Source organism: Roseovarius sp. AK1035, assembly GCF_003288315.1.
Lineage (GTDB): Bacteria > Pseudomonadota > Alphaproteobacteria > Rhodobacterales > Rhodobacteraceae > Roseovarius > Roseovarius mucosus_A.
This window is the reverse complement of the sequence record NZ_CP030099.1, coordinates 1,790,145-1,815,000: the sequence shown is the minus strand read 5'-3', so window position 1 is coordinate 1,815,000 and position 24,856 is coordinate 1,790,145. Positions and strand designations below refer to the sequence as shown.

Here is a 24,856-nt window from a genome sequence, read left to right as displayed (position 1 = left end):
GCGTTGATATACAGACGTTGATCCATCGAAATGAACCAAACCGCCCACATATCTCTTCAGTTACTAAATTTTCAAAGAGCGTCGAGACAAAATCAACCGAGAGCGCCAAACTACCTAGCGCAACCCGCCAATCCTACCTCAGAATTTCTAGCCGCTTCCCTTCCCAAGGCATCCGCCCCAGTCCGTTCCGCGTCCCAGCAACCGCCTCAGCAGCGCCGGTGAAGGGGTATTTACGGTTAGAGGCTCAGACCCGCAACCCCTTTTTTTGGCTTTTGTCATCTTTTTTTCAAAAACCCGTATTTTTACGGAATATTAAAGGGTTAGGGGAAATTATGCCAAGATTTACCGCCCCGCGCGCAACAATATTGCCCGCCCCTAATACGCCCCTCTCCTACATCTTGGGTTATCCACAGAGTTACCCCCAAGAGAGGGTAAAACCAGCGCGTCCGGCCCGACTCAAACCCGGCGACTCTGTCCAATGGGGCGCCATCTCAGCGCCAACAGCCCCAGAATCACGGCCAGATACACCAAGGGTTCGATTTGAAAGCCCTTGCTAAGCCAGAGGAAATGCACCGCCCCCAGCACCGCCACCCCATAGGTCAGCCGATGCAGGGCCCGCCATTTCGGCCCCAACCGCCGCACCGACCAGTCATTCGACGTCAGCGCGAGCGGGATCATCAGCAGGAACGCGGCAAATCCAATTGTCACATAGGGCCGTTTGACAATATCCGCCCAGATCTGCGCCAGGATCTGCACATCAAGCACCAGCCAGACCAGAAGATGCCACGCGACATAAGAAAAGGTCAGCAATCCCACCGCGCGACGAAACCGGATCAGGTTCACTCCGACATGTCTACGCAACGGCGTGATACACAGCCCCAAGATCAAGAGCTGCAACGCGACCTCGCCCAGCTCGCGCTCCAACGCCTTGATCGGCTCCGCCCCCAGCCCGCCGGTGAGCCCCAGATAAAACGTCCATACCCCCGGCATCAGGCCGATCAGCCACACCGCCCAGACCGGCACCCGCCGGGCCACACCGTTGATCTGGTCCCGTAGCATCAAAAGTTCTTTTTCAGATCCATCCCGGCATAGAGCCCCGCCACCTCATCGGCATAGCCGTTGAACATGAGCGTGGGCACGCGCGGCGAAAACAGCCCGCCGCCGATCTGCCGTTCCGTGGCCTGCGACCAGCGCGGGTGATCCACCTCGGGGTTCACATTACTATAGAACCCGTATTCGCGCGCATTGGCCTTGTTCCAGCTTGTCGGCGGCTCTTTGTCGGTCAGGGTAATGCGCACCACCGATTTGATCGACTTGAACCCATATTTCCATGGCACCACAAGGCGCAGCGGCGCGCCGTTCTGATTGGGAATGTCGCGGCCATAGATCCCCGTCGCCATGATCGTCAGCGGATGCAGCGCCTCGTCCAGCCGCAGCCCCTCGACATAGGGCCAATCCAGCACCGGATAGCGGACACCCGGCATTTCATCGGGGCGCAACACCGTCTCGAAGGCGACGTATTTGGCCTCGCTCTGCACCCCAGCCAGATCCAAGAGATCCGCCAGTTCAAACCCATTCCAGGGAACCACCATCGACCAGGCCTCGACACAGCGGAACCGGTAAAGCCGCTCTTCAATGGTCATCTTGGCCATGATCTCGTCAAAGGCATAATCACCCGGGCGGTCCACCAGCCCGTCAATGGTCACGCTCCAAGGGCTGACGGTCAGCGTCCGGGCATTGCGTGCCGGATCGCCCTTGTCGGTGCCGAACTCATAATAGTTGTTATAGGTGGTGATGTCGTCCCAGCTATTGGGCGTCAAAGCCTCGGCTTCTGTCTCGGCCTGCGCGCTCCGGGCCGTCAGGCTCAGACCCACCCCTGCCGCCACCCCGGCGATCATCTGGCGGCGATTGAGAAACGCCGCCTCGGGCGTCACATCCGTGTCACTCAGCGTGTTTGTCCAGCGATGGGCCATGTCAGTTCTCCTATGGGTTCCCCAAGTATATAGAGACAGACACGGTTCCCGCCACCGAAGGGTTTCAACATCCGGTCACAATACCGCGTCCGGATTGTAACTTGGCCGGATCTTGTTGAACGCGATCGACGTGCCATCCGCCTGCACCAGCCGTACATGCCGCCGCCGCATCAGGCGCGGTTCGGCCACACCGACCGAATGGGCGATGGTCTCAACCTCCTTGATCACCGATTTGGCATAATTGGCGACCTTCAGGTATTTGTCCTCGACCACCAGACCGCGCTGCAAATGGGGGTCATGGGTGGTAATGCCGGTCGGACAGGTATTGCGATTGCACTTGAGCGCCTGAATGCAGCCAAGGCTGAACATAAAGCCACGCGCCGAGGCGACAAAATCCGCGCCTGCGCAAATCGCCCAAGCCACATCGCCGGGATTGATCAGCTTGCCCGCCGCAATCATCCGGATACGATCCTTGAGACCATAGCGATCCCGCAGATCGACCATCCGCGGCAAGGCATCGCGAATGGGCATGCCCACCAGATCCATCAAGGGCATGGGCGCGGCCCCGGTGCCGCCCTCTCCACCGTCAATGGCAATGAAATCCGGCGCGCAATCCGGCCCACGCGCGATGATCATTTCAAACAGCGGCTCCCAGGCCTCGGACGAGCCGATCACTGTCTTGAAACCGACAGGGCGCCCCGTGACCTGCCGGATATGGCCGATCACATCCAGCAACTCGCCATAGTCATTGATATCAGCGTGACGGTTGGGCGAAATGCTGTCCTTGCCCAGTTCGATGCCGCGAATGGCGGCAATCTCTTTGTTGACCTTTTCGCCGGGCAGGATGCCGCCCTTGCCGGGCTTGGCCCCCTGCGCCAGCTTCAACTCAAACATCTTGATGCAAGGATTGTCCGACACCTCGCGCAGCCGCGCATCGCTCAGATTGCCCAAGGCGTCGCGCACGCCATATTTCGCCGTGCCAATCTGATAGACCAGATCGCAATTGCCCACCAAATGAAACGGGCTGAGCCCGCCCTCGCCGGTGTTCAGCCAGATACCCGCCTTGGCCGCCCCCCGGCTCAGCGCCTCAACCGCCGGGCGCGAAATCGCGCCATAGCTCATGCCCGAAATGTTGAAAATTGACTTGGCCATGTAAGGTATCGCCGCCGTCGGCCCGATCTGCATCGGCGCGGTGATGGCGAATTGATCGTCCAGCGGCGGAAACACCGCAGGCACAAAGATAGGCGTGCCCGGCACCCCCAAATTCCGGGTCGAGCCAAAGGCAATCGTGTTGCCCGCCCCCTTGGTCGCATGGCTCACCCAATCGCGCTGCGCACGGTTGAACGGCATCTCTTCGCGGTCCATGGCAAAGAAATACTGCCGGAAAAACTCGCCCAGTTTGGTGAACAATCCTCGGAACCGGCCAATGACTGGATAGTTGCGCCGGATCGCGTCGCCGGGCTGCGTGCGATCCAGCACGTAGAAGACCCCTATCGCCAACACGACCGCCCCAATGGCAAAAACAAACAGCAACGCCAGAAACTCTAGGAACTGCGTCAGAATACCCATCTCAAAACTCCAATACCCCGCCCGCGCCCAGCCGACGCGCCTCGCGCGCAACCTGCGCCATTCCAGCGTGTCAAACAAGCTGACAAAGGGCGGGTTTGCCCAATGTTTCATCCTGTCAGGGCCAGTATCAGGCCATTTGCCTGCCCCCCGCCATTGCCACGGGAAACCCGGCTGAAACACCCACGCCAGGCGGGATAATTGCCGCCAATTCACAAAAACGTGACTGGAAATTTCAGCACGCTCCGGCTTAGCGGACGCGCCAAAAAGGTCAAACCGCGTCGGCGGAAAACCCCTATGAACCAAAACGCGCAGCGCCCCGTAAGCCTCGCATGATCCCGACAACGGGGTCATGGAAACCGACACTTAAACGGAGACGCACACCATGTTTCGCAGAACCTATCTCGCTCTGACCGCCGCCGTGCTGATGGCCGGTCCTGCCTTTGCCGAGACCAAAGGCAAAGACATCGTCGACATCGCCGCCGGCAACGAGAGCTTCTCGACCCTTGTCGCCGCCGTTCAGGCCGCAGGCCTTGTTGATACGCTCAAAGGTGAAGGCCCCTTCACCGTCTTTGCCCCAACCAATGACGCTTTTGCCGCCCTGCCTGCAGGCACGGTCGAAGACCTGCTCAAGCCCGAGAACAAGGATCAACTGACCGCGATCCTCACCTATCACGTGGTGCCGGGCAAAGTGATGTCTGGCGATCTCTCGGACGGGATGACCGCCACCACCGTGCAAGGCACGGATGTCACCATCGGCACCACGGACGGTGTCACCGTCGCCGGGGCCAAGGTCGTGCAGGCCGATATCGAGGCCAGCAACGGCGTGATCCACGTGATCGACACCGTGATCCTGCCGGAATAATCCACCCCTAACGGATGGCAAAAGCGGGGCGGCTAAATGGCCGCCCCGTACCCGTTAGACGTGCTGCGCGCCGTTGATCTCGATCTCGGTGCCGGAAATATAGGACGACCCGTCGGAACACAGGAAAAAGATCGTGTTGGCCACCTCGTCAGGCTCACCCAGCCGCCGCATCGGGATGCTTTCGACCAGCTTATCCGTTCCGGGCGACAGAATAGCGGTGCGTATCTCGCCCGGCGCAATCGAATTCACGCGCACCCCAAGCGGTCCGAAATCATGCGCCATCTCGCGCGTCAGCGCCACCAGCGCCGCCTTGGATGTGGCATAGGCCGCGCCCGCAAAGGGATGCACCCGGCTTCCAGCAATCGAGGTGACATTGACCACCGCGCCGCGCGCCGCCGCCAATTCATCCCGCAAACTGCGCGCCAGCACGACCGATGCAAAGAAATTGACGTGAAACACCTGCCCCCAGGTCCGCAGATCCGTGCTGAACGTATCCAAGCGTTCACCCTCCGGCCCTTTCGGCGAAATCCCCGCATTATTGACCAAGGCATCCAGCCGTCCACCCAGCCGCTCGCGCAGCACCTCGACCTTGGCAATCACATCATTCGGGTCCGACAAATCCATCTGAATATGGTTATCCGCACCCCCGCCCCAAGGGCATTCCGCCGGAAACGGCTGGCGCGAACAGGTGATCACCCGCCAGCCCGCCGCATTGAACCGCCGCACCGTGGCATGCCCAATTCCCCGGCTCGCCCCCGTCAACAAAAGCGTCTTGGTCTCGGACATGCTACACCTCTTTCGGTCGCGGATTTCCTTGGGCCCAACCCTAGCGCTTTGCGGCTCACCCGCAACGGCCCTTGGCACCACCCCGCGCAGATTGTAATGAGAGACGCAACCCCGCGTCGGAGACCAGCATGAAGGCCAGAGACATGAATCGCGACTGGATCGCCACCGCCCGCACCCTCTCCGAGGCCCTGCCCTATCTGCAACGCTACACCGGCGCCATCGTGGTGATCAAACTTGGTGGCCACGCCATGGGCAGCGATGAGGCGATGGACACGTTCGCCCGCGACGTGGTGCTGATGCGACAGGTCGGCGTCAATCCGGTCATCGTCCATGGCGGCGGCCCGATGATCAATCAGATGCTGGAAAAGCTGGCGATCAAATCCGACTTCGTAAATGGCAAGCGCGTGACCGATGCCGCCACCATGGACGTGGTGGAAATGGTGCTCTCCGGTCAGGTCAACAAACGCATCGTGGCCGCGATCAACGGTCAAGGCGGGCGCGCCGTCGGCCTCTCGGGCAAGGATGCAAGGCTCATCACCTGCACGCCCTCGCATCCCGATCTGGGCCTTGTGGGCGACCCCTCCGAGATTGATCCCACCATCCTGCACACGCTTTTTGCCGCCGGCATGATCCCCGTTATCGCCCCCTTGGGCGCAGGCGAGGCGGGCGAGACCTATAATATCAACGGTGATACCGCCGCCGGCGCCGTGGCCGCCGCCCTCAAGGCCGACCGCCTGCTCCTGCTGACAGATATCGACGGCGTGCGTGATGCCTCAGGACAGGTCGTGACCGAACTCAGCGCCGAGCAGATCCGACAGATGACGCGCGACGGCATCATCGCGGGCGGCATGATACCCAAGACCGAAACCGCCCTTGCCGCCATCGACGGCGGCGTGCGCGCGGTGGTCATCCTCGACGGTCGCGCGCCGAACGCGACGCTGCTCGAGCTTTTCACCGAACATGGCGCGGGGTCGCTGATCCGTGGCACAAATACACCCCGCGTGCCACGCTCAAGCTATCCGGGCCAGTCCTGAGCGCGGCGCGTGTCCCCCCTGCCCCCGGCGCTCTATGACCTCGCCGCTGCGCATCACCTAACCCTGTCCGGCGCGCTGCATCTGGCATCCGGCGACGTGCCCGGCCATCAAACCCTGGTGCTCCTCAGCCCGGCAGAGCCGGGCTTCTGGCCGCATTTCACCGCTACTCCGGAATATCTCGACGGCGCGCGCGACCCGATGAACCGCTGGTCTATCCGCGTCATCACCGCCATGGCCGATGCCCTTGGGGCCACCCCGCTTTTTCCGTTCTCCGGCCCGCCGTGGCTGCCCTTCACCGATTGGGCGCGCCGCAGTGGCCGTGCTTGGCCCTCGCCCGTCGGCCTCTTGGTGCATGACGCGGCGGGGCTCATGATCTCTTATCGCGGCGCATTGGCCTTTGCGGATCGCTTCGCGCTTCCGCCCACCGGCCCGCGCCCCTGCGACCGCTGCGCCGATCAACCCTGTCGCAGCGCCTGCCCGGTTGAGGCATTGATCCCCGAGGCCTATAACGTCCCCGCTTGCAAAGCCGATCTCGACCGCCCCGGCAACGACTGCCGCGCGCGCGGCTGTGCCGTGCGGCGCGCCTGCCCGCTCAGCCAATTCTATGGTCGACGCGAAGAACAATCCGCCTTTCATATGGGATATTTCGGATGAAGACGCTTATCCTCATGCGCCACGCCAAATCCGATTGGGGTGATCCACGTCTGCCCGATAGTGCCCGCCCCCTTAACGCGCGCGGGTGCCGCGCAGCAACCGCCCTCGGCCATTGGCTTCGCAGCCAAGACCTCGCCCCCGATCAAATCCTCTGCTCCTCTGCTGTGCGCACCCAGGAAACCTGCACCCGGCTCAAGCTTGATACCGCACCGGACCTGCACGACGCGCTCTATTTGGCCGAGGCCGATGAGATGCTGACAGTCCTGCGTCGCGCCACCGGCAGCCTTGTCCTCATGCTGGGCCATAACCCCGGCATCGCAGAATTCGCGGCCCTGTTGGTCGCCGCCCCCCCGGATCACGAGCGGTTCGACGATTATCCCACTGGGGCCACACTCATCGCCCGGTTCGATATCGCCGACTGGGCCGCGCTCCAGCCTGGCAGCGGCACCGTGTTGCAGTTTCTCACGCCGCGCGACCTGCCATAACCGGCCTATGCAAACGCCCCTCTTTATCGGATCAGAGATCTATCGCGGCTCCTCCTACGGGGCACGCCACCCCCTTTCCATACCGCGCGTGCCCACCGTGATCGACCTCTGCCGTGCTCTGGGCTGGCTGCCACCCTCGCAATACCGCATCAGCCCGCGCGCCAAACCACAGGCGCTGACGGCGTGGCACAGCCCGGCCTATATCGCCGCCCTGCAAGCGGCTGAAACATTGGGCCAAGTCTCGCCCGAAATCCGCGCCCGCCACCAGATCGGCACGCTGTCCAATCCAGTTTTCCCAGAGATGTTCCGCCGCCCCGCCACCGCCGCCGGTGGCTCGCTTCTGGCCACCGAACTGCTCGCACATGGCGGCGTGGCCTATAATCCCGGCGGCGGCACCCATCATGGCATGGCCGATCACGCAGGCGGGTTTTGCTACCTCAACGACCCGGTGCTGGCGATCAAGGCGTTTCTCGCCCAAGGTCTCAGCCGCATCGCCTATGTCGATATCGACGCGCATCACTGCGACGGGGTGGCCGCCGCCTTCCACGGCGACCCCCGCGTGCTGATGATCTCCACCCACGAGGCCGGGCGCTGGCCCTTCACCGGCACAGTTGATGACCGCGCCGGGGGCCATGCGCTTAACCTGCCGCTGCCCCGCGCCACGAATGACAGCGGCTTTGCCATGGCCCTGCACGAGGTCATTCTTCCAGCGGTGCAAGCCTTCACCCCGCACGCGCTGGTCCTGCAATGCGGCGCCGATGCCGTGACCGAAGACCCTCTCTCGCGCCTTGCGCTCTCCAACAACGCCCATTGGGAGGCGGTGGCGCTCTTGCGCCCCCTCGCCCCGCGCCTGCTGGTGTTGGGCGGCGGTGGCTATAACCCTTGGACCGTGGGCCGCCTCTGGTCCGGGGTCTGGGCCACCCTCAACAATACTGAAATCCCCGACCGCCTGCCCGAACCCGCCCGCGCCATTCTGGCGGCCCTCTCATGGTCCCGCCGCCCCGCGTTCCCCGACGAGCCCCTCATCGACACGCTGCGCGACGCCCCGCGCCCCGGCCCCATCGCAGATGACCTGCGCGCCTCGATCCAACACCTGCGCGCGCGCCGCGCCGCTTGGGTCTAAACGCAAAAGGGGCCGCAAAACTGCCGCCCCTTTCATCTGGCCCAAAATACCTCGGGGGAGTCCCGGACTTGCTCCGGGACGGGGGCAGCGCCCCCACCCTTGCTTTAATGCCCCAGAATCTGGCTCAGGAACAGTTTGGTCCGGTCCGACTGCGGATTGTTAAAGAACTCTTCCGGTTCGTTCTGCTCCACGATCTGTCCCTGATCCATAAAGATGACCCGGTTCGCCACCTTCCGCGCGAATCCCATCTCATGGGTCACGCAGAGCATGGTCATCCCCTCTTCGGCCAGTTGGATCATCGTATCCAGAACTTCCGAAATCATCTCGGGATCAAGCGCCGAAGTCGGCTCGTCAAACAGCATGATGCGGGGCCGCATGCACAAACTGCGCGCAATCGCCACACGCTGCTGCTGCCCCCCCGACAGCTGGCCGGGATATTTATTGGCCTGCTCGGGGATTTTGACCTTTTCCAGGAAATGCATCGCCACTTCCTCGGCCTCGCGCTTGGGCGTCTTGCGCACCCAAATCGGGGCCAGCGTGCAATTCTCCAGAATTGTCAGATGCGGGAACAGGTTGAAATGTTGGAACACCATGCCAACCTCGGACCGGATCTTGTCGATATTCTTGAGGTCATTCGACAAGAGCGTGCCATCAACCGTGATCTTGCCCTTCTGGTGCTCTTCCAGCGCGTTGATACAGCGGATGAGCGTGGACTTGCCCGATCCCGACGGCCCCGCGATGACGATCCGCTCGCCCTGATAGACGGTCAGATCAATGTCGCGCAGCACATGAAATGCGCCATACCACTTGTTCATCTTGGTTATCTCGACGGCAACCTGATCCGAGACATTCATTTGTGTTTCAGCGGCCATGATGATGACCCTCCTTACCGATGATCCGTGCGAAGCTGACGCTCCAGCCACTGGGAATATTGCGAGATACCGTAGCAGGTGATGAAGAACAGGACGCAGGCAAAGCCAAACAGCTCCCAATAGACCCCGTTCCATTCCGCAGAGGCCAGAATCGGACCCCGGATCATGCCCACGATGTCAAACATCGAAATGACCGAAACCAGCGTCGTATCCTTGAAGAGGCCCACCGCCACGTTGACGATACCGGGGATCGAGATCTTGAGCGCTTGGGGCAGGATGATAAGTTGCATCGCCTGCGCATAGTCCAGACCCAGACTGTCCGCCGCCTCGTATTGCCCGCGCGGCAACGCCGCGAGGCCCCCCCGGATCACTTCGGCAATATAGGCCGAAGAGAACATCGTGATCATGATGATCACCCGCAGGATCAGGTCGAAATTCGTCCCCGGCGGCAGGAAATACGCCAGCACCACATTGGCCACGAACAAGAGCGTGATCAGCGGCACACCGCGAATGAACTCGATAAAGACAACGCAAATCCACTTGATGATCGGCATGCTCGATTGCCGCCCGAGCGCCAGCAGAATGCCCAACGGCAAAGAGAGCGACACACAGACCACGCCCAGCATCAGGTTGATCATGAACCCGCCCATATCGCGCGAGGCCACGGCCTCGATGGCCAGCACATTCTCCATCGGTCCGGTTACATAACCTGACAGTATCCAGAATATGAGCGCCGCCACAAACGCCGCTATGACCGCAACACCAGCGTTGACAGTCACGACACGGCTATAGACAACCGCGCCCACCAGCACGCCAATCAAGGCAAAGACTGGCACCATCAAGGACCCGCCCCAAATCAGCCAATAGGCGATGAATGGGTAAAGCCCTGTAAAGATCAGCATCTTGCGCGGGAAGACCTTGCCAAACAGCACGGGTGCGGCGGCTATGAACAGCAGCACAAAGGCCAGGCCCGGACGCCAGTATAGCTCGGATGGGTATTTGAACCCGAACAAGAGCTGGTTCCAACGCTCACTCAGCACCGCGAAACAGGCCCCGGTCTTGCCATCCAGAATCTCACGACAAGCTGACAGGCTCGGGCTGTCCCAGACACCGTTGAGAAACCACGGTGTCGCCGAGATCACAATCTGAAACACCACATAGGCCGACACAACCGTCAGAAGTGCATTGCCCGGCGAGGAAAACAGGTTCTCACGCAGCCATTTGATGGCCCCCGTTTGCGTCGCAGGGGGCGGCGCTTCGGGCAGCATGTGCTTGCGCACAAAGGCGAATTGATCACGGCCCATGCTCAACGCTCCTTCAACTTGATCGAGTTGTTGTAGACGTTCATGATCGCCGAAATCGCGAGGCTGATCGTGAGATAGAACAACATCAGCATCAGCACGCATTCAATCGCGCGCCCCGTCTGATTAAGCGTGATCCCCCCCAAGGTGCCCGTCACATCCATATACCCCACGGCAATGGCGAGCGACGAGTTCTTGGTCAGGTTCAGATATTGCGAAATCAGTGGCGGAATGATCACCCGCAAGGCTTGCGGCAGGATCACAAGGTTCATGATCCGGTTGGGCCGCAGGCCCAAGGACGCCGCCGCTTCGGTCTGGCCCTTGCTTACCGCCTGAATACCCGCGCGCACGTTTTCGGCGATGAAAGCGCCGGTATAGATCGCCAGCGCGAACCACAGCGCAATCAGAGAGCCGCGAATATGTAGCCCGCCGTCAAAGTTGAAGCCCTTGAGCGCAGGATAATTCAGGCTGATCGGCTGACCCAGAACAAAGTAGATCAGGATCGTCGGCACAAAAAGGATAACCAAAGACGGCCAGCCCATCGGCAACAGCCGCCCGGTGTCATACAGCAATTTGGTTGCATAGCGACGATAGGCAAAGACGCCAAAGATCGACGCAAGGAACGTCAGAACCACCACCAACGATCCCGGTCCCCAGACCGGCGCCGGCGTGTAGATCCCCCGGTTGGTAAAGGCAAAGGCGTCGAACAGCATAGATGCATCTGCGTTGTCGCCCCTAAACTGGTTGGGCGAAGGCAAAACCGCCGTCATCACGGTAAAGATGATGAGGATCCAGATCAGCACCGGGATGTTGCGAAAGATCTCGACGTAAAAGGCCATCAACTTGCGCACCAGCCAGTTGGGCGAGAGCCGCAGCACACCGGCCGTGACCCCGAAAATCGTCGCCGTCGCACAGCCAAGGAAAGCCACGATCAAAGTGTTGATCACGCCCACCAGAGAGGCGCGCAAATGGCTAGACTGACTGTCGTATTCGATGGGCCGCTGATTGATGTCGTAATTCGCTGGATTACTCAGAAACCCAAACGAGATATTCTGCCCCTGCGCCGCAAGGTTGTTGACAAGATTGGCCCCGAGATAGCCAAGCAACAACATCAACAGAACCAGAGCGATGAATTGGAAAGTGTAAGAGCGATACCGTGTATCGTAAATCAGCATAGAAAGCTGAAACGACGCCTTGGGAGGGTCGGTCATCGTTGTCATCTTGGGTTTCCCTGTGTTTCGACCCGGATTTTTATCGGCATCGCTGCCGTGGGCCGATTTTTAAGTAGTCTACTGGTGAAAAGGGCGCGGGAATTTCCCGCGCCCTTCGTCAGGATCGCTTACCGGAACGGCGGGGCGTACATGATGCCGCCCTGCGTCCACTGCGCATTCAGACCACGGGCCAGACCGATCGGGGTCTTTTCGCCGATGTTCTTCTCGAAGATTTCGCCATAGTTACCACCGACGGAAATCGCGCGCTTGGCCCAGTCATTGTCGAGACCGATCATCGCGCCCAGCTCACCTTCGGTGCCGAGGATACGGTTGATCTCCGGGTTTGCACCGGCTGCGGCAGACAGCTCGCCGATATTCGCCGAAGTGATGCCCATTTCTTCGGCAGCCACGAGCGCGTAGAACGTCCAGCGCACGATATCACCCCAGTCGTTGTCGCCATGGCGCACGAGCGGGCCGAGCGGCTCTTTCGAGATGATTTCCGGAAGGATCACGTGATCGCCGGGATTCTCGAACGCAGCGCGCGTGGATGCCAGACCCGACGCGTCGGTCGTGTAGGTATCGCAGGCACCAGCCAGATACTGCTGCTGACCTTCGGCATTGGTCTCAATCGGCACCGGCTCGTAGCTGATGTTGTTGGCGCGGAAGAAATCCGCAAGGTTCAGCTCGGTGGTGGTGCCAGTCTGGATGCAGACCGTTGCGCCGTCCAGCTCTTTGGCAGAGCTGACGCCCAGCGACTTGGGCACAAGGAAACCCTGACCGTCATAGTAGTTCACGCCGACGAAATCGAACTTGAGGTCGGTATCGCGCGAGAAGGTCCAAGTGGTGTTGCGCGCCAGCAAGTCGATCTCACCCGAGGCAAGCGCTGTAAAGCGGGTCTTGCCGGTGGTCGGCACGAATTCAACGGCATTTCCATCGCCCAGCACAGCGGCGGCAACAGCGCGGCAGATCGCCACGTCAAAACCTTCCCAAACACCGTTTGCATCGGGGGCGGCAAAGCCCACGAGGCCGGTGGTCACACCACAGTTCAGCTTACCGCGGGCCTTCACGTCATCCAACGTGGCAGCCGCAGAAGCGCCAGCCGCAAGGCCGGCCACCGTCAGCGCGCCCAAAAATACGGTTTTTTTCATGTTTACCTCTTCCTGATTATCCGCCCTTCAAGAGCGGTTTGTCGGGCCAATCGGCCCATTGTGACACTGTTGGCAGGGCTTTCACCCCTCTCAGTGACGCCAAGTTTGTGTGGATTCATCATGAAACGTCAAGTCTTTGTTCACGAAACCATATGGCAAAACCCGGCGAAACCGGCCCCTGCCGTTGCGTCAGTCGCTTGGCGGTCAGACTGACTGATCCTTACGCGAAAGATCATAAAACCGCTTGGCATGGATAAAGTCAGATTGTTTCCTTGCGGCCATCTCTTCCGCCTCTTCATCGCTACCCCATTGCTCTGCCTGCCAGGTTTCATCGACCCGAGACAGGTCCCAGAGCGTTTTAACGGGGTAAAACCCATCCAATGCCGCAAATCCTATCACAAGCGACCCACTCAGGCTCACAAGGTCGTGAAAGGCCGTCAAAGCCCAAATGTCCAGCGCATCCACATGTGCCCGCAGCCGTGCCATTGCCTGCACATCCTGCGGCACATGCACCACGCCCTCAACCGCAAGCAGCTTGGCGGACAGGACCGATTCGGTCCAATCGAGCAGCGGATTCCATGCCGCTGCCTGTTTTTCGACCAATTCGCTGGGGCTCACTGCCCGATAACAGATCAGATCACTGTCGCCATAGGCGGCCAGCATCTCGGCCACTTCGGATTTCTGATGTGCCACCTTGTCGATGGCCGCATTGGCCGACCTGGTAAAAGGCATGGTGCCGGGGTCGATCTTGCCCTCTTGCGCATCCCACTCCGCGGCGATCGCCTCGGCCAAGGCCCGCGTCGGCACGCTCAGCACCGCCTTGGCCGGGGTGCGCACCGAGCGCCCGTCTAGCCGCACGCCGAACCCGTCGCCCTCTTCGACAACGCCCGCCTCCGTCCAGAACCGCTTGGCTTTCCATTCGCTCATCGTCTACCCCCAAATCCGCGCCAAAGCCTCGGGGAGCGCGCGGAAATCCTGCACGATTTCGCGGGCGGCCCCCAACGCTTCGGGCCGGTGATACCCCCAAGAAACACCGATGCCCGCAATCCCCGCCGCCTGCGCCATGTCCATGTCGAAACTCGTATCGCCCACCATAACCGCATTCTCTGGCGCAACCCCGGTCTCTGCCAGCGCCGCCCGCAGCATCGAGGGATGCGGCTTGGATGGATGATGATCCGCCACCTGCCGCGTCACGAAGTAAGACCGGAGATCATGGCCCTCCAAGAGTTTGTCCAGACCCCGCGCCGATTTGCCCGTGGCGACCCCCAACAGGGTTTCCGGCACAGCATGCAGCGCCTTCAACGTCTCAAGCGCGTGGGGATAAAGCGGCGAAGAGGCTTGCACGCCCGTCTCTGCCCGCAACCCCATATAGGCCTCTTTATACCACGCCACGATCCGCGCGTGGACATCGCCGGGCAATTGCGGCGCCAGTCGCGCCACCGCCACATCCAGCGACAGACCGACAATGCCCAAAATCACCTCGCGCACAGGTGCCGGTTCCCCGGCCCGATCAAACGCCGACCGCATCGCCGCCAGAATGTCACCTTGGCTGTCCACCAGCGTGCCATCGACATCAAAGATCACCAGACGCAAGGGACGGCTCATGCCATATCCTCTAGCGGGTCCTCCGGCGCTTCGGAGGGCACCCACTGAAACAGGTCCCAAGTCCGCGCCATATGCTCGGGCAATGGGGCTGTGATGTGCAGAATGGCCCGTGACACCGGATGCTCGATCTTGAGCGACCGCGCGTGCAGATGCAACTTGCGGCTTACATCGCCACCCAGCTGCGCGCCCCAGCCATCGCCCAGATTCTCTTGCCCTGATCCGCCATATTTGCCATCGCCCACGATGGGATGCCCGATCTCGGCCATATGTGCGCGCAGCTGATGCGTCCGCCCCGTCACCGGAATCAGCGCCATCCAAGCCGTGCGCGCGCCCGCCGCTTCGATCACCGCATAGTCGGTGGTCGCAGGCTTTGCCCCCGGCGTCGCGTCAATGTCGCGCGGATGCAAGCACAGCATCTTCTCGCCCTCGCCCTTGGCCCCATGCCCCGGCGCCTTGACCAGACCAAAGCGAATGGTGCCCATACGCGGCGTGGGCACGCCCGCCACGGCCGCCCAGTAAATCTTGCGCGTGTTGCGATGCCGGAACGCCGCCGTCAGCCCCTTGGCCGCCTCCCGCGTGCGCGCCAGCAACAAGACGCCCGATGTGTCCTTGTCCAAGCGATGCACCAGACGCGGCTTGTCCTCGGCCCCAAAGCGCAGCGCCTCCGCCAACCCGTCCACATGGCGCAATTGCTTGCTGCCGCCCTGCACCGGCAGGCCCGGCGGTTTGTTCAGGGCGATGATATGGTCATCGCGGTAAATCACGCAGGATTGGATCATCTTGGCATCCGCCGGGCTGATCCGCGCCAAAGCTCCTGTCGGGCGCTCATCGGTATCAGGCAACGGCGGAATACGCACACTCTGCCCGACCTCAAGCCGCGTCGCGGGTTTTACCCGCCCGCCATCGACCCGCAGTTCGCCTTTGCGGCACATCTTTTCGATCTGCACTTGCCCCACATGCGGAAACAGCCGCCGAACCCAGCGATCCAACCGCTGATCGCCGTCATCCGGTCCTACAATCCGTGTCTGCACTCCGCTCATGCGAAAAACCCCCGCGCCAGCCAGACGCCCAAAATCAAGGCCCCGATGGACAATCCCACCGACAGGCCGACATATCCCAAAGCCGCCATCGCCTGCCCCCGCTCCCAGAGCATGAAGGCCTCAAGCGAGAACGCCGAAAACGTCGTGAAGCCACCCAAAAGGCCCGTCATGACCAAGGGGCTAATCTGCCCGGCACCCCGCTGTGCGAGGATCACCACGGCCAGCCCCATCAGGAAGGATCCGATAACGTTAACACCAAGCACGCCAACCGGGAAACCCGGCGCAGCCAAGCGCTGTGCCAAGAGCACCACGCCATAGCGCAGGCACGACCCAATCGCGCCCCCCACGGCCACCTGAAGGAATGCGGACATCATGCCCGCGTCTGTCGCGCGCGCCCGGTCAATTGTCAAGCGCGGCACCCGGGTCTGCCGCTCAGCGCGCCAGACCTGCACAAATTCGCAGGATTTTGTAAGGTTCGTACACTGCGCGCTCAGCCGCCTGCGCGCCGCGCCCAGCGCAACTGCGCCTCCGTTTCCACCGCACAGGGCCGGATATGGCGCAACCTCTCCAATGCTGCATCAGGGTCTTCGCCCTGCGCGATCATCAACCGCAGGGCCACCATCCCCGATCTGCCACAGCCCCCCCGGCAATGCACCAGAACCCGCCCGCCCCCGGCCAGCGCGCGCGCGATATCTTGGCTGGCCTTAGTCCAGGCTTCGATCTGGCTTGTGTCCGGCACGCCGTAATCCGGGATCGGAAACGCCACCCAACGGCTCCCCGCCTCTTGCACATCATTGCCAAATGTTTCGGCCCCCGCGCTCAACATCTCGGCTGGCATGGTCAAGGACACCACAAGCGCTGGTTTCCAGTCGCGGATATGCGCAAGGTCGGCGGCATAGTTGCCCCCCGCCCCCGGTAGCGGCGCAAGCGCTAGAGTGCCCCCGCCAACCCGGAGCGCGTAGATGATGAAATCATCCATAAAGTAAACACCTTGATGACAAGCGTTCCGTCGCGTCTGTCCAGCTTTGCCAGATTACCCACAAAAAGCAAGGTGGACGCCTCCGCCCCCTCGCCTTACGTTACGAAGGCATCCGAATCCTGAAAAGGTACCCCATGTCCGACACCCCGACCCCCGGCTATCAGGTTCTCGCCCGCAAATACCGGCCCGAGACCTTTGCCGATCTGGTCGGTCAAGATGCGATGGTGCGCACACTCAAGAATGCCTTTCAGGCCGACCGCATCGCGCAAGCCTTTATAATGACAGGGATTCGCGGCACCGGAAAAACCACAACGGCGCGCATCATCGCCAAGGGCATGAACTGTATCGGTCCCGATGGGCAGGGTGGCCCCACGACCGAACCTTGCGGCCAATGCGAACATTGCCGCGCCATCATGGAAGGGCGCCATGTCGATGTGATGGAGATGGACGCCGCCAGCCGGACCGGCGTGGGCGACATCCGGGAAATCATCGAGAGCGTGAATTATCGCGCCGCCTCAGCACGTTACAAGATCTACATCATCGACGAAGTGCATATGCTCTCGGTCAATGCGTTCAACGCCCTGCTCAAGACGTTGGAAGAGCCGCCCGCGCATGTGAAATTCATCTTCGCCACCACCGAAATCCGCAAGGTTCCGGTGACGGTGCTGTCGCGCTGCCAACGCTTTGACCTGCGCCGCATTGAACCCGAGGTGATGATCGCGCTCCTGCGCCGCATTGCCGACCGGGAAGGCGCGCAGATCACCGATGACGCGCTGGCCCTCATCACCCGCGCGGCAGAGGGCTCTGCCCGCGACGCCACCTCTTTGCTGGATCAGGCGATTTCCCATGGTGCAGGGGAAACCACGGCGGATCAGGTGCGCGCCATGTTGGGGCTGGCGGATCGTGGCCGGGTGCTTGATCTCTTTGACATGATCCTGCGCGGCGATGCGGCCGGGGCGCTCTCGGAACTCAGCGCGCAATATGCCGAAGGGGCCGATCCACTGGCCGTGCTGCGCGATCTTGCCGAGATAACCCATTGGATCTCTGTTGTTAAAATAACGCCCGACGCCGCCAACGACCCCACAATCGGCCCCGATGAACGCGCCCGAGGTCTGGACATGGCCACCGCCTTGCCGATGCGCGTGCTCACCCGGATGTGGCAAATGCTGCTCAAAGCGCTAGAGGAAGTGGCGCAATCACCCAACGCGATGATGGCCGCCGAAATGGCGGTGATCCGCCTCACCCATGTGGCCGACCTGCCCACGCCCGAAGACCTCGTGCGCCGCCTCCAAGACGCGCCGCCCAATGGCCCGGGCGGCGGCGGCGGCCCCCGCATGCAGGCCAACCCACCCCAGAGCACCCATGCTCAGGCTCACACCCATGCGCCCACCCATTCCGGTCCCTCGGGGCCAGTCTCGCAAGGTGCTGTGTCGCCTATGCTGGCCACAGACCCGGAAGAGGTGCTGTCCCGCTACCCCAGCTTTGAGCATGTGCTGGAGCTGATCCGCGCCAATCGCGATGTCAAGCTCCTGCTCGAGGTCGAAGGGCATATCCGCCTTGCCAACTATCGCCCCGGCCGGATTGAATTCACCCCCACGCCCGATGCTCCCGGCGATCTGGCACAGCGTCTGGGCAGCGCGCTACAACGCTGGACCGGCAATCGTTGGGCCGTCACCTTGGTGAATTCGGCCACCGCCCCTACCATTGTCGAGGCGCGCAATGCCGCCAAAGATGCGGCAGAGTCTGACGCCCGGCAGCATCCGCTGGTGCAAGCAGTCTTTGCCGCTTTTCCCCGGGCAAAGATTGCGCGGGTGAAAACCGAGAAAGATATCACATCCCATGCCGAGACCGAGGCCCTGCCCGAGGTGGACGAGGAATGGGACCCTTTCGAAGAGGATTGAACACCGCACCGCTTGCCTGTCGCCTTAAGACCGCAGATATGCTTAAAGGCGGCAACGTCATTCAATGGCCCGCCCTGCGGGCCAAAACCACAGGAGATTACAGCATGTTCAAAGGTTTGGGCCAAATGGGCGACATGGCCAAGATGATGAAGGCCGCGCAGGAAATGCAAAAGAAAATGGCCGCGCTGCAAGAGGAAATGCACACGATCATGGTGACGGGCGAATCCGGCGCAGGTCTGGTCAAGGCGACCTGCTCTGCCAAGGGGGAGCTCAAGGCGCTCGATATCGACCCGTCGATCTTCAACTCCGATGACAAAGAGGTCGTCGAGGATCTGATTCTTGCCGCGATCAAGGATGCCCAAGCCAAGGCCTCGGCCCGTGCCCAAGAAGAAATGGGCAAGATCACCGAGGGCATGGGCCTGCCCAAAGACATGAAACTGCCCTTCTGAGACGCGGTTTCTTTTTGGCATAAATACTCAAAACCCCAACGCTTGCCCCCTGAGCGGAGCCTTAGATTGAGCAGCACCCGCGATATCGACGCCCTCATTGATATGATGGCCCGCCTGCCGGGGCTTGGCCCCCGGTCGGCCCGGCGCGCGGTGCTGCACCTGATCCGCAAGCGCGCTTTGCTGCTATCGCCCTTGGCAAAGCTGATGCAGACCGTGGCCGACACGGCGCGGGAATGTGCCACCTGCGGCAATATCGGCACCACCGAGATTTGCGATATCTGCACGAATGCCAAGCGTGCCAATGGCCAGATTTGCGTGGTCGAGGATGTGGCCGATCTCTGGGCGATGGAGCGTGGGCAGGCCTTTAAAGGGCGCTATCACGTGCTGGGCGGCACGCTGTCGGCACTGGATCAGGTCGGCCCCGAGGTTCTACGCATTCCAGCACTCTTGGCGCGGGTCGATTCCGAGGCGATAACCGAGGTCATTCTGGCCCTCAACGCCACGGTCGAGGGGCAAACCACCGCGCATTACATCGCAGATCAGCTCGACGGCAGAGTCACGCTTACTTCGCTCGCTCAGGGTGTTCCCATTGGCGGCGAGTTGGACTATCTCGACGATGGTACGATCAGTGCGGCCCTCTCGGCCCGCAAGCGTCTGTGACACGCCCCTAGCGACATCCGCCCCAAATGATACTGGACCCCTTTTTTAGCCATGTCCCCACTTGCCTTGACCCTGCTGTATCTTTTAGCCCTGAACGCGCTCACATTGGGTTTGTTCTGGTGGGACAAGCGCTGTGCCATCGAACGCCGCTGGCGCGTGCCAGAGAGTACGCTTCTGACGCTTTGTCTGATCGGGGGATCGCTCGGGGCCAAGACCGGACAGGGGATATTCCGCCACAAAACCCGCAAAGAGCCGTTTCGCACGTCGCTCAATGCCATTGCAGTTCTGCATATCGGATTTCTCGGGGCGCTCGTGCTGCCAGAGTTCCGCGCCGCCGTTATGGTGTTTCTCACCCATGCCACCAGCTATGTTCTGGGGCTCGCCGCAACCTGGATCCCTGCGGCCTGAGGCCTAGGCAAAATGAAAATGGCCCGAGAAACCCCGGGCCATTGCGGTCTTGGTGATCTAAGCCGCTTTAGCGGCGACGACGTCCAGCATCCTGATCATCATCCTCATCATCCTCGTCATCCGAGGCGGGCAGATTAAAGAAACTGTCGGCGTCGTATTTCTTTTCACGCACTTCGGGGTGGTAATCCTGCCCTAGGGTGAAATTCTCCAGCCCTTCCATCGCCGTCGGCACACGTGGCTCAAGGTCCGCCTCAAGGCTTTGCTCGGTGCTCAAGAGCTTGCGACGTTCGTCATCGGTCAGCGCGGCGCCATCTTTGGCCTTCTTCGCAGCGGCCTTTTGCACGGCGGCATCAAGCTCGGATTGTTTGCACAGGCCAAGCGCAACAGGGTCGATCGGTTGGATGCTGCCGATGTTCCAATGGGTGCGTTCACGAATCGCCTGAATGGTCGGCTTCGTTGTGCCCACAAGGCGCGCAATCTGGCTGTCGGCCAGTTCGGGATGGAACTTGACCAGCCACAGGATCGACGCGGGGCGATCCTGCCGCTTGGACAGCGGCGTATAGCGCGGGCCGCGCCGGGTCTCTTCGCCTTGGGCGGCAGCATTGAATTTGAGCTTGAGCTTGTGCAGCGGGCTTGCCTGCGCCCGTTCGATCTCGTCCTGCGTCAACTGATTGTTGGCAATCGGATCAAAACCTTTAACGCCTGCCGCCACATCGCCATCGGCGATCCCCTGCACTTCCAATTCATGCATGCCGCAGAAATCGGCAATCTGCTTGAAACTGATCGTCGTATTGTCCACCAGCCAGACAGCTGTGGCCTTGGCCATGATCGGCTTTGACATCTCTCAGGTCTCCTTTACCCAAAACTTCCCCGGCGCCTGAAAGGCGGTTCCGGCGGGCCGGAACGGGTTTCCATTGTAGGGGAACTCGGGCAGCTTATACTGACCTTGCCGATAAAATGAAAGACCAAAGAATGCGTGCCCAAGTTGCCTTGTTGCTCTGTCTTTTGCTTCTGCCTCTACCTGCCACCGCGCAATCACACCGTGCGGGCGAGTTTGACTATTACGTGCTCAGCCTCAGTTGGTCGCCCACTTGGTGCGCGCTCGAGGGGGACGCGCGCAGTGCCGAGCAATGCGACGATGCCGCCAACACCGGCTGGATTCTGCACGGTCTTTGGCCGCAATATCATCGCGGCTGGCCCGAGCATTGCCAGAGCGTGCATGCGCCCCCCACCCGCGCCATGACCCGCGCAATGGCAGATGTGATGGGAAGCACAGGCCTTGCCTGGTATCAATGGAAGAAACACGGCTCTTGTTCAGGGCTGAGTGCCGCCGACTATTATGCGCTGTCGCGCGCGGCCTTTGATCAATTCACGCGGCCAGAGGTCTTTCGCAAGCTCACCAAGCCCGTGAAACTGCCCGCCAAAGTGGTCGAAGAGGCGTTTCTCAAGGCAAATCCGGGGCTTGAACCCGACATGCTGACCATCACCTGCCGCGCCGGACGCATTCAGGAGGCACGGCTTTGCCTGTCGCGCGATTTGGCACCGGTGCCCTGCGGCGTCGATGTGGAGCGCGACTGCGCCCTGCGCGATGCGCTCTTTGATCCGATCCGCTGATCCATCCTCTTGGCCCCTTGAACCCCGCCAGTATTTCCTCAATGGTCGCGCCAAGCACGCGCATCAGACGGGACGGGCAAGACATGGATATCCGGGCAATCCTGATGGGGCTGGGCTTTGCGCTCATGTGGTCCTCGGCCTTTACCTCGGCACGGATCATCGTCTCTGCAGCCCCGCCCCTGACAGCGCTTGGCCTGCGCTTCCTGATTTCCGGGCTACTTGGCATTACCATCGCCCTGATTTTGGGCCAAAGCTGGCGACTGACCCGCGCACAATGGCGCGCCACGATCATTTTCGGCATCTGCCAGAATGCGCTCTATCTCGGGCTGAACTTCGTGGCGATGCAAACAATTGAGGCCTCGCTTGCCGCGATCATCGCCTCGGCCATGCCGCTCATCGTGGGGTTGTTCAGTTGGATCTTTTTAAAGGAGCGGCTTGGCAAGGTTGGAATCATGGGCCTCTTTGCCGGGCTAGGCGGCGTGGTGATCATCATGGGCGCGCGGCTTCAGGGGGGAATGGATCTTTACGGCGTGAGTCTCTGCCTGATCGCGGTTTTTGCGCTGGCCTTTGCCACGCTGGCGGTGCGCGGTGCGGCATCGGGGGGCAATTTTCTGATGGTCGTAGGCCTGCAGATGATGGTGGGCGCGGTCCTGACCGGCTCCATCGGCCTTGCCACCGAACCCCTCGTGATCGACTGGAGCACGCGGCTTGTCTTGGCGTTTCTCTATACCACGCTCGTTCCCGGCCTCGCCGCCACGCTGGTGTGGTTTCTTCTGGTTGAGCGGATCGGCGCAACGCGCGCCGCTACCTTTCATTTCCTCAACCCGTTCTTTGGCGTAGCGATCGCCTCTGTGCTCTTGAACGAAGCCCTCCGATTGGGCGACCTGATCGGGGTCTTGGTGATCATGGGCGGGATTCTGGCGGTGCAACTCTCGCGGCAAGGGCGGGTCTGAGGCGCCGGGCTTGACAGGCCATGACGAAGTTGTGAACCTTGGTAAGGTTGTGTTGATTTGGGTTGATTCTATGCGGTGTGTGAAAACCGGATTACTGATGTGTTGTGCCATTCTTGCGGGCTGCGGAGAGCCCATGACACAGGCACAAGTCATCGAAAAGTATAGTGGCAACACGGTGGCCAAACTGACCAGCGAAAAACGCATGGATCATTTGGGACCAAACAACCCCTCATTGGGGACACGTTACATCTATCATCAGACGGATGGGCACGCCTTATACAGCAAACGCACGGACAAAGGGTATAGTAGGCAAGAAGCAGGTCGCTGGTGGGCCGGGAATGACAAGATATGTTATTCGATGCGCGTCACACAGGCCGAAGACCCGGAAGGCGATGCCTGTGCCCCGGCGGGTACCGACGTCGTCTGGAGTAGCTTTGAACGCGGCGATACAAAGGGCCTCCGAAGATCGGTAGCAGTTGCCCAAGGTGGCCAATCTGACATCGGTTTTGGGTGGGACAAAGTCATCGCCGCTGCGGGTGTGGCCATGGCCGGAGCAGTCGCCGTTGGGGCTGCTTCAGAAAAATTATGTGGCCCGGGCGGATGCACCGGCGGTGATTATTCGTCGGCTTCGGCTCAGCCCCAATCCTCCTCATCAGGAGGGTCGCAGACATCAAGCTCCGCGTCGCGTGAGACAAAATCCGGCTACACGATCACAGAGCGGATCAATTACGAGCGGAACGCGCAGACGGTTGTTGCACGCGGTCGGTGCGCAGACGGGAAGACCTTTGATGTCAGGTATCACCCAGACAACAATCCACAGTTTTTCATCTACGGCTCGGGTGGCTCCAGCGTCGATGACGTCGCAAGCCGTTTTTGCTCCTGAGAGCGAGGCTTGGCCGGTGGCATAGCCGACGCGTTCGGGAACAACCGACATAGGTCCGCTCAGATGACTTCTGGCGCGCTGGTCATCATGGCCGGGATGCTGGCGGTGCAACTCTCGCGGCAAGGGCGGGTGTGAGGCGCCGGGACTTTGAAAAGTTCCGGATCATTCTCTTTTCAAGAAAATGGCTTTAGCCGATGTGCCCCCGCGGCCCATCGCCCACCTGCCCACGATGCAACAGCAAGTGGTCAAGGATCACGCACGCCATCATCGCCTCGCCCACGGGAACGGCACGAATGCCGACGCAGGGGTCATGTCGCCCTTTGGTCACCACCTCGATGGGGTTTCCGTCCACGGTGATCGACTGGCGCGGGGTCAGGATCGACGACGTTGGCTTGACCGCAAACCGCACAACGATCTCTTGGCCTGTCGAAATCCCGCCAAGGATACCGCCCGCATGGTTCGAGGCGAATTCCGGGCCGTTCTCACCCATGAAAATCTCATCGGCATTGGCGCTGCCGGTGAGGCGCGCGGCGGCCATGCCTTCGCCAATCTCAACGCCTTTGACGGCGTTGATCGACATCATCGCGGCGGCCAGATCCGTATCGAGCTTGCCATAAATCGGCGCGCCAAGGCCTGCGGGCACACCGCGTGCCACCACTTCGATCACCGCGCCGACCGAATCATGTTTCTTGCGCAGCGCTTGCAGATAGTCTTCCCACGCAGGGGCCGCCGCCGCGTCAGGCAGCCAGAAATCATTGCCGTCAATCGCGTCCCAATCGAACTGTGCGCGGTCCAACTCCATCTCGCCCATGGCGACCATATAGCCCTTGATCTCGATCCCCGGCACAAGTGCTTCCAAGGCCGCGCGTGCCACGCCCCCCGCCGCAACTCGCGCCGCCGTTTCCCGCGCCGAAGACCGCCCGCCACCACGTGGATCGCGCAGGCCATATTTCAGATAATAGGTGATATCGGCATGACCGGGGCGGAATGTCTTGGCAATCTCGCCATAATCGCGCGAGCGTTGATCGGTGTTCTCGATCATCAGCTGAATCGGTGTTCCCGTGCTCTGCCCCTCATAGACGCCCGACAGGATACGCACCGCATCCGGCTCGTTGCGTTGGGTCATATTCTTGTTCTGCCCCGGACGGCGCTTGTCCAGCCAGTGCTGCAGCATCGTCTCATCCAGCGCCACCCCCGGAGGGCAACCATCCACCGTGGCCCCAAGTGCGGGCCCATGGCTCTCGCCCCAGGTGGTGAAACGAAACAGATGTCCAAAGGTGTTGAGGCTCATGCGCGGGGCTCCTTTGGCGCTGATCTAGCCCCGGCTCGCCCCGGCCTCAAGCTAA

Annotated in this window: 27 protein-coding genes; 12 read left to right on the top strand and 15 right to left on the bottom strand. The window is 61.2% G+C overall.

Annotation, left to right across the window (positions count from 1 at the left end):
- Nucleotides 1–456: 456 nt before the first annotated feature.
- The 3 genes from msrQ to RAK1035_RS08615 all read right to left on the bottom strand — a co-directional run bounded on the left by msrQ (nucleotide 457) and on the right by RAK1035_RS08615 (nucleotide 3,542).
- Nucleotides 457–1,059, bottom strand: a complete 603-nt coding sequence (msrQ, locus tag RAK1035_RS08625) for a protein-methionine-sulfoxide reductase heme-binding subunit MsrQ (RefSeq protein ID WP_008281698.1) — start codon at nucleotides 1,057–1,059, stop codon at nucleotides 457–459.
- Entirely contained in the window at nucleotides 1,059–1,973 is a 915-nt protein-coding gene (gene msrP, locus RAK1035_RS08620) for a protein-methionine-sulfoxide reductase catalytic subunit MsrP (RefSeq protein ID WP_008281697.1), read from the bottom strand. The genes msrQ and msrP overlap by 1 nt, the downstream gene beginning before the upstream one ends.
- Before the next feature lie 75 nt (nucleotides 1,974–2,048).
- Nucleotides 2,049–3,542, bottom strand: coding sequence for an FMN-binding glutamate synthase family protein (locus RAK1035_RS08615; RefSeq protein ID WP_037298155.1), 1,494 nt, complete (start codon nucleotides 3,540–3,542; stop codon nucleotides 2,049–2,051).
- Between the two features lie 382 nt (nucleotides 3,543–3,924).
- On the opposite strand from RAK1035_RS08615, the gene RAK1035_RS08610 reads away from it, so the two are divergent.
- A complete protein-coding gene (locus RAK1035_RS08610) occupies nucleotides 3,925–4,404 on the top strand; it encodes a fasciclin domain-containing protein (RefSeq protein ID WP_008281694.1) in 480 nt (159 codons plus the stop codon).
- A 54-nt stretch (nucleotides 4,405–4,458) separates the two neighbouring features.
- Here the strand turns inward: RAK1035_RS08610 and RAK1035_RS08605 are convergent, their stop codons facing one another.
- Complete coding sequence (locus RAK1035_RS08605) at nucleotides 4,459–5,190, bottom strand: SDR family NAD(P)-dependent oxidoreductase (RefSeq protein WP_008281693.1); 732 nt, start codon at nucleotides 5,188–5,190, stop codon at nucleotides 4,459–4,461.
- A gap of 128 nt (nucleotides 5,191–5,318) precedes the next feature.
- Here RAK1035_RS08605 and argB point away from each other — a divergent pair, with 128 nt between their 5' ends.
- Genes argB through RAK1035_RS08585 form a run of 4 tightly spaced genes read left to right on the top strand, consistent with a single transcriptional unit; the run spans nucleotide 5,319 to nucleotide 8,486 of the window.
- Entirely contained in the window at nucleotides 5,319–6,224 is a 906-nt protein-coding gene (gene argB, locus RAK1035_RS08600; protein WP_008281692.1) for an acetylglutamate kinase, read from the top strand.
- A 9-nt stretch (nucleotides 6,225–6,233) separates the two neighbouring features.
- A complete protein-coding gene (locus tag RAK1035_RS08595) occupies nucleotides 6,234–6,878 on the top strand; it encodes a hypothetical protein (protein ID WP_008281691.1) in 645 nt (214 codons plus the stop codon).
- Entirely contained in the window at nucleotides 6,875–7,363 is a 489-nt protein-coding gene (locus RAK1035_RS08590; protein WP_008281690.1) for a SixA phosphatase family protein, read from the top strand. The genes RAK1035_RS08595 and RAK1035_RS08590 overlap by 4 nt, the downstream gene beginning before the upstream one ends.
- A gap of 7 nt (nucleotides 7,364–7,370) precedes the next feature.
- Nucleotides 7,371–8,486: an acetoin utilization protein AcuC gene (locus RAK1035_RS08585; RefSeq protein WP_008281689.1), complete on the top strand. Its 1,116-nt coding sequence runs from the start codon at nucleotides 7,371–7,373 to the stop codon at nucleotides 8,484–8,486.
- A gap of 104 nt (nucleotides 8,487–8,590) precedes the next feature.
- Here RAK1035_RS08585 and RAK1035_RS08580 read toward each other — a convergent pair whose 3' ends face one another.
- From RAK1035_RS08580 to RAK1035_RS08540, 9 genes are all read right to left on the bottom strand, one after another.
- Nucleotides 8,591–9,358 (bottom strand): amino acid ABC transporter ATP-binding protein, encoded by a 768-nt coding sequence (locus RAK1035_RS08580; protein ID WP_008281687.1) that lies wholly within the window; start codon nucleotides 9,356–9,358, stop codon nucleotides 8,591–8,593.
- A 14-nt stretch (nucleotides 9,359–9,372) separates the two neighbouring features.
- Complete coding sequence (locus tag RAK1035_RS08575) at nucleotides 9,373–10,662, bottom strand: amino acid ABC transporter permease (RefSeq protein ID WP_008281686.1); 1,290 nt, start codon at nucleotides 10,660–10,662, stop codon at nucleotides 9,373–9,375.
- 2 nt (nucleotides 10,663–10,664) lie between these two features.
- Nucleotides 10,665–11,879 carry an amino acid ABC transporter permease gene (locus RAK1035_RS08570; protein WP_008281685.1) on the bottom strand — a complete coding sequence of 405 codons (1,215 nt, stop codon included), beginning with the start codon at nucleotides 11,877–11,879 and terminating at the stop codon, nucleotides 10,665–10,667.
- A gap of 119 nt (nucleotides 11,880–11,998) precedes the next feature.
- Nucleotides 11,999–13,018: an amino acid ABC transporter substrate-binding protein gene (locus RAK1035_RS08565; protein ID WP_008281684.1), complete on the bottom strand. Its 1,020-nt coding sequence runs from the start codon at nucleotides 13,016–13,018 to the stop codon at nucleotides 11,999–12,001.
- Nucleotides 13,019–13,222: 204 nt separating this feature from the next.
- Nucleotides 13,223–13,945 carry an ATP12 family chaperone protein gene (locus tag RAK1035_RS08560; protein WP_008281683.1) on the bottom strand — a complete coding sequence of 241 codons (723 nt, stop codon included), beginning with the start codon at nucleotides 13,943–13,945 and terminating at the stop codon, nucleotides 13,223–13,225.
- 3 nt (nucleotides 13,946–13,948) lie between these two features.
- Nucleotides 13,949–14,623 (bottom strand): HAD-IA family hydrolase, encoded by a 675-nt coding sequence (locus RAK1035_RS08555; RefSeq protein WP_008281682.1) that lies wholly within the window; start codon nucleotides 14,621–14,623, stop codon nucleotides 13,949–13,951.
- Complete coding sequence (locus RAK1035_RS08550; protein ID WP_008281681.1) at nucleotides 14,620–15,663, bottom strand: RluA family pseudouridine synthase; 1,044 nt, start codon at nucleotides 15,661–15,663, stop codon at nucleotides 14,620–14,622. Before RAK1035_RS08550 ends, RAK1035_RS08555 begins: the two co-directional genes overlap by 4 nt.
- Complete coding sequence (gene crcB, locus RAK1035_RS08545) at nucleotides 15,660–16,037, bottom strand: fluoride efflux transporter CrcB (RefSeq protein WP_037298150.1); 378 nt, start codon at nucleotides 16,035–16,037, stop codon at nucleotides 15,660–15,662. The genes RAK1035_RS08550 and crcB overlap by 4 nt, the downstream gene beginning before the upstream one ends.
- Before the next feature lie 116 nt (nucleotides 16,038–16,153).
- Nucleotides 16,154–16,642, bottom strand: a complete 489-nt coding sequence (locus RAK1035_RS08540) for a protein-tyrosine phosphatase family protein (RefSeq protein WP_008281679.1) — start codon at nucleotides 16,640–16,642, stop codon at nucleotides 16,154–16,156.
- A 134-nt stretch (nucleotides 16,643–16,776) separates the two neighbouring features.
- Between RAK1035_RS08540 and RAK1035_RS08535 the strand changes: the two genes are divergently transcribed.
- From RAK1035_RS08535 to RAK1035_RS08520, 4 genes are all read left to right on the top strand, one after another.
- Nucleotides 16,777–18,543, top strand: a complete 1,767-nt coding sequence (locus tag RAK1035_RS08535; RefSeq protein ID WP_008281678.1) for a DNA polymerase III subunit gamma/tau — start codon at nucleotides 16,777–16,779, stop codon at nucleotides 18,541–18,543.
- Nucleotides 18,544–18,647: 104 nt separating this feature from the next.
- The gene (locus RAK1035_RS08530) at nucleotides 18,648–18,992 is read left to right on the top strand and encodes a YbaB/EbfC family nucleoid-associated protein (RefSeq protein ID WP_037273999.1); all 345 of its coding nucleotides are present in this window, start codon (nucleotides 18,648–18,650) and stop codon (nucleotides 18,990–18,992) included.
- 66 nt (nucleotides 18,993–19,058) lie between these two features.
- The gene (gene recR, locus RAK1035_RS08525) at nucleotides 19,059–19,652 is read left to right on the top strand and encodes a recombination mediator RecR (RefSeq protein WP_008281676.1); all 594 of its coding nucleotides are present in this window, start codon (nucleotides 19,059–19,061) and stop codon (nucleotides 19,650–19,652) included.
- A gap of 51 nt (nucleotides 19,653–19,703) precedes the next feature.
- Entirely contained in the window at nucleotides 19,704–20,060 is a 357-nt protein-coding gene (locus RAK1035_RS08520; RefSeq protein ID WP_008281675.1) for a DUF1294 domain-containing protein, read from the top strand.
- A gap of 67 nt (nucleotides 20,061–20,127) precedes the next feature.
- Here the strand turns inward: RAK1035_RS08520 and RAK1035_RS08515 are convergent, their stop codons facing one another.
- On the bottom strand, nucleotides 20,128–20,901 hold the full coding sequence (locus RAK1035_RS08515; RefSeq protein WP_008281674.1) for a DUF1013 domain-containing protein: 774 nt from the start codon (nucleotides 20,899–20,901) through the stop codon (nucleotides 20,128–20,130).
- Nucleotides 20,902–21,032: 131 nt separating this feature from the next.
- Here RAK1035_RS08515 and RAK1035_RS08510 point away from each other — a divergent pair, with 131 nt between their 5' ends.
- From RAK1035_RS08510 to RAK1035_RS08500, 3 genes are all read left to right on the top strand, one after another.
- On the top strand, nucleotides 21,033–21,674 hold the full coding sequence (locus RAK1035_RS08510; RefSeq protein WP_037298033.1) for a ribonuclease T2 family protein: 642 nt from the start codon (nucleotides 21,033–21,035) through the stop codon (nucleotides 21,672–21,674).
- Nucleotides 21,675–21,757: 83 nt separating this feature from the next.
- A complete protein-coding gene (locus RAK1035_RS08505; RefSeq protein ID WP_008281672.1) occupies nucleotides 21,758–22,627 on the top strand; it encodes a DMT family transporter in 870 nt (289 codons plus the stop codon).
- A 133-nt stretch (nucleotides 22,628–22,760) separates the two neighbouring features.
- Complete coding sequence (locus RAK1035_RS08500) at nucleotides 22,761–23,510, top strand: hypothetical protein (protein WP_157132410.1); 750 nt, start codon at nucleotides 22,761–22,763, stop codon at nucleotides 23,508–23,510.
- Between the two features lie 187 nt (nucleotides 23,511–23,697).
- On the opposite strand, the gene aroC is transcribed toward RAK1035_RS08500, so the two are convergent.
- Nucleotides 23,698–24,801 (bottom strand): chorismate synthase, encoded by a 1,104-nt coding sequence (gene aroC, locus RAK1035_RS08495; protein ID WP_008281671.1) that lies wholly within the window; start codon nucleotides 24,799–24,801, stop codon nucleotides 23,698–23,700.
- Nucleotides 24,802–24,856: the final 55 nt, after the last annotated feature.

Bases quoted from the DNA above. Each gene is read 5' to 3' on its own strand.
- RAK1035_RS08585 (WP_008281689.1), top strand. From the start codon at position 7,371: ATGCAAACGCCCCTCTTTATCGGATCAGAGATCTATCGCGGCTCCTCC.
- RAK1035_RS08575 (WP_008281686.1), bottom strand. From the start codon at position 10,662: ATGGGCCGTGATCAATTCGCCTTTGTGCGCAAGCACATGCTGCCCGAA.
- RAK1035_RS08510 (WP_037298033.1), top strand. From the start codon at position 21,033: ATGCGTGCCCAAGTTGCCTTGTTGCTCTGTCTTTTGCTTCTGCCTCTA.
- msrP (WP_008281697.1), bottom strand. From the start codon at position 1,973: ATGGCCCATCGCTGGACAAACACGCTGAGTGACACGGATGTGACGCCC.
- RAK1035_RS08535 (WP_008281678.1), top strand. From the start codon at position 16,777: ATGTCCGACACCCCGACCCCCGGCTATCAGGTTCTCGCCCGCAAATAC.
- RAK1035_RS08570 (WP_008281685.1), bottom strand. From the start codon at position 11,879: ATGACAACGATGACCGACCCTCCCAAGGCGTCGTTTCAGCTTTCTATG.
- RAK1035_RS08610 (WP_008281694.1), top strand. From the start codon at position 3,925: ATGTTTCGCAGAACCTATCTCGCTCTGACCGCCGCCGTGCTGATGGCC.
- RAK1035_RS08530 (WP_037273999.1), top strand. From the start codon at position 18,648: ATGTTCAAAGGTTTGGGCCAAATGGGCGACATGGCCAAGATGATGAAG.
- RAK1035_RS08505 (WP_008281672.1), top strand. From the start codon at position 21,758: ATGGATATCCGGGCAATCCTGATGGGGCTGGGCTTTGCGCTCATGTGG.
- crcB (WP_037298150.1), bottom strand. From the start codon at position 16,037: ATGATGTCCGCATTCCTTCAGGTGGCCGTGGGGGGCGCGATTGGGTCG.
- RAK1035_RS08540 (WP_008281679.1), bottom strand. From the start codon at position 16,642: ATGGATGATTTCATCATCTACGCGCTCCGGGTTGGCGGGGGCACTCTA.
- RAK1035_RS08550 (WP_008281681.1), bottom strand. From the start codon at position 15,663: ATGAGCGGAGTGCAGACACGGATTGTAGGACCGGATGACGGCGATCAG.
- RAK1035_RS08555 (WP_008281682.1), bottom strand. From the start codon at position 14,623: ATGAGCCGTCCCTTGCGTCTGGTGATCTTTGATGTCGATGGCACGCTG.
- RAK1035_RS08565 (WP_008281684.1), bottom strand. From the start codon at position 13,018: ATGAAAAAAACCGTATTTTTGGGCGCGCTGACGGTGGCCGGCCTTGCG.
- RAK1035_RS08590 (WP_008281690.1), top strand. From the start codon at position 6,875: ATGAAGACGCTTATCCTCATGCGCCACGCCAAATCCGATTGGGGTGAT.
- RAK1035_RS08500 (WP_157132410.1), top strand. From the start codon at position 22,761: ATGACACAGGCACAAGTCATCGAAAAGTATAGTGGCAACACGGTGGCC.
- argB (WP_008281692.1), top strand. From the start codon at position 5,319: ATGAAGGCCAGAGACATGAATCGCGACTGGATCGCCACCGCCCGCACC.
- RAK1035_RS08605 (WP_008281693.1), bottom strand. From the start codon at position 5,190: ATGTCCGAGACCAAGACGCTTTTGTTGACGGGGGCGAGCCGGGGAATT.
- RAK1035_RS08580 (WP_008281687.1), bottom strand. From the start codon at position 9,358: ATGGCCGCTGAAACACAAATGAATGTCTCGGATCAGGTTGCCGTCGAG.
- RAK1035_RS08560 (WP_008281683.1), bottom strand. From the start codon at position 13,945: ATGAGCGAATGGAAAGCCAAGCGGTTCTGGACGGAGGCGGGCGTTGTC.
- aroC (WP_008281671.1), bottom strand. From the start codon at position 24,801: ATGAGCCTCAACACCTTTGGACATCTGTTTCGTTTCACCACCTGGGGC.
- RAK1035_RS08515 (WP_008281674.1), bottom strand. From the start codon at position 20,901: ATGTCAAAGCCGATCATGGCCAAGGCCACAGCTGTCTGGCTGGTGGAC.
- RAK1035_RS08520 (WP_008281675.1), top strand. From the start codon at position 19,704: ATGTCCCCACTTGCCTTGACCCTGCTGTATCTTTTAGCCCTGAACGCG.
- RAK1035_RS08615 (WP_037298155.1), bottom strand. From the start codon at position 3,542: ATGGGTATTCTGACGCAGTTCCTAGAGTTTCTGGCGTTGCTGTTTGTT.
- msrQ (WP_008281698.1), bottom strand. From the start codon at position 1,059: ATGCTACGGGACCAGATCAACGGTGTGGCCCGGCGGGTGCCGGTCTGG.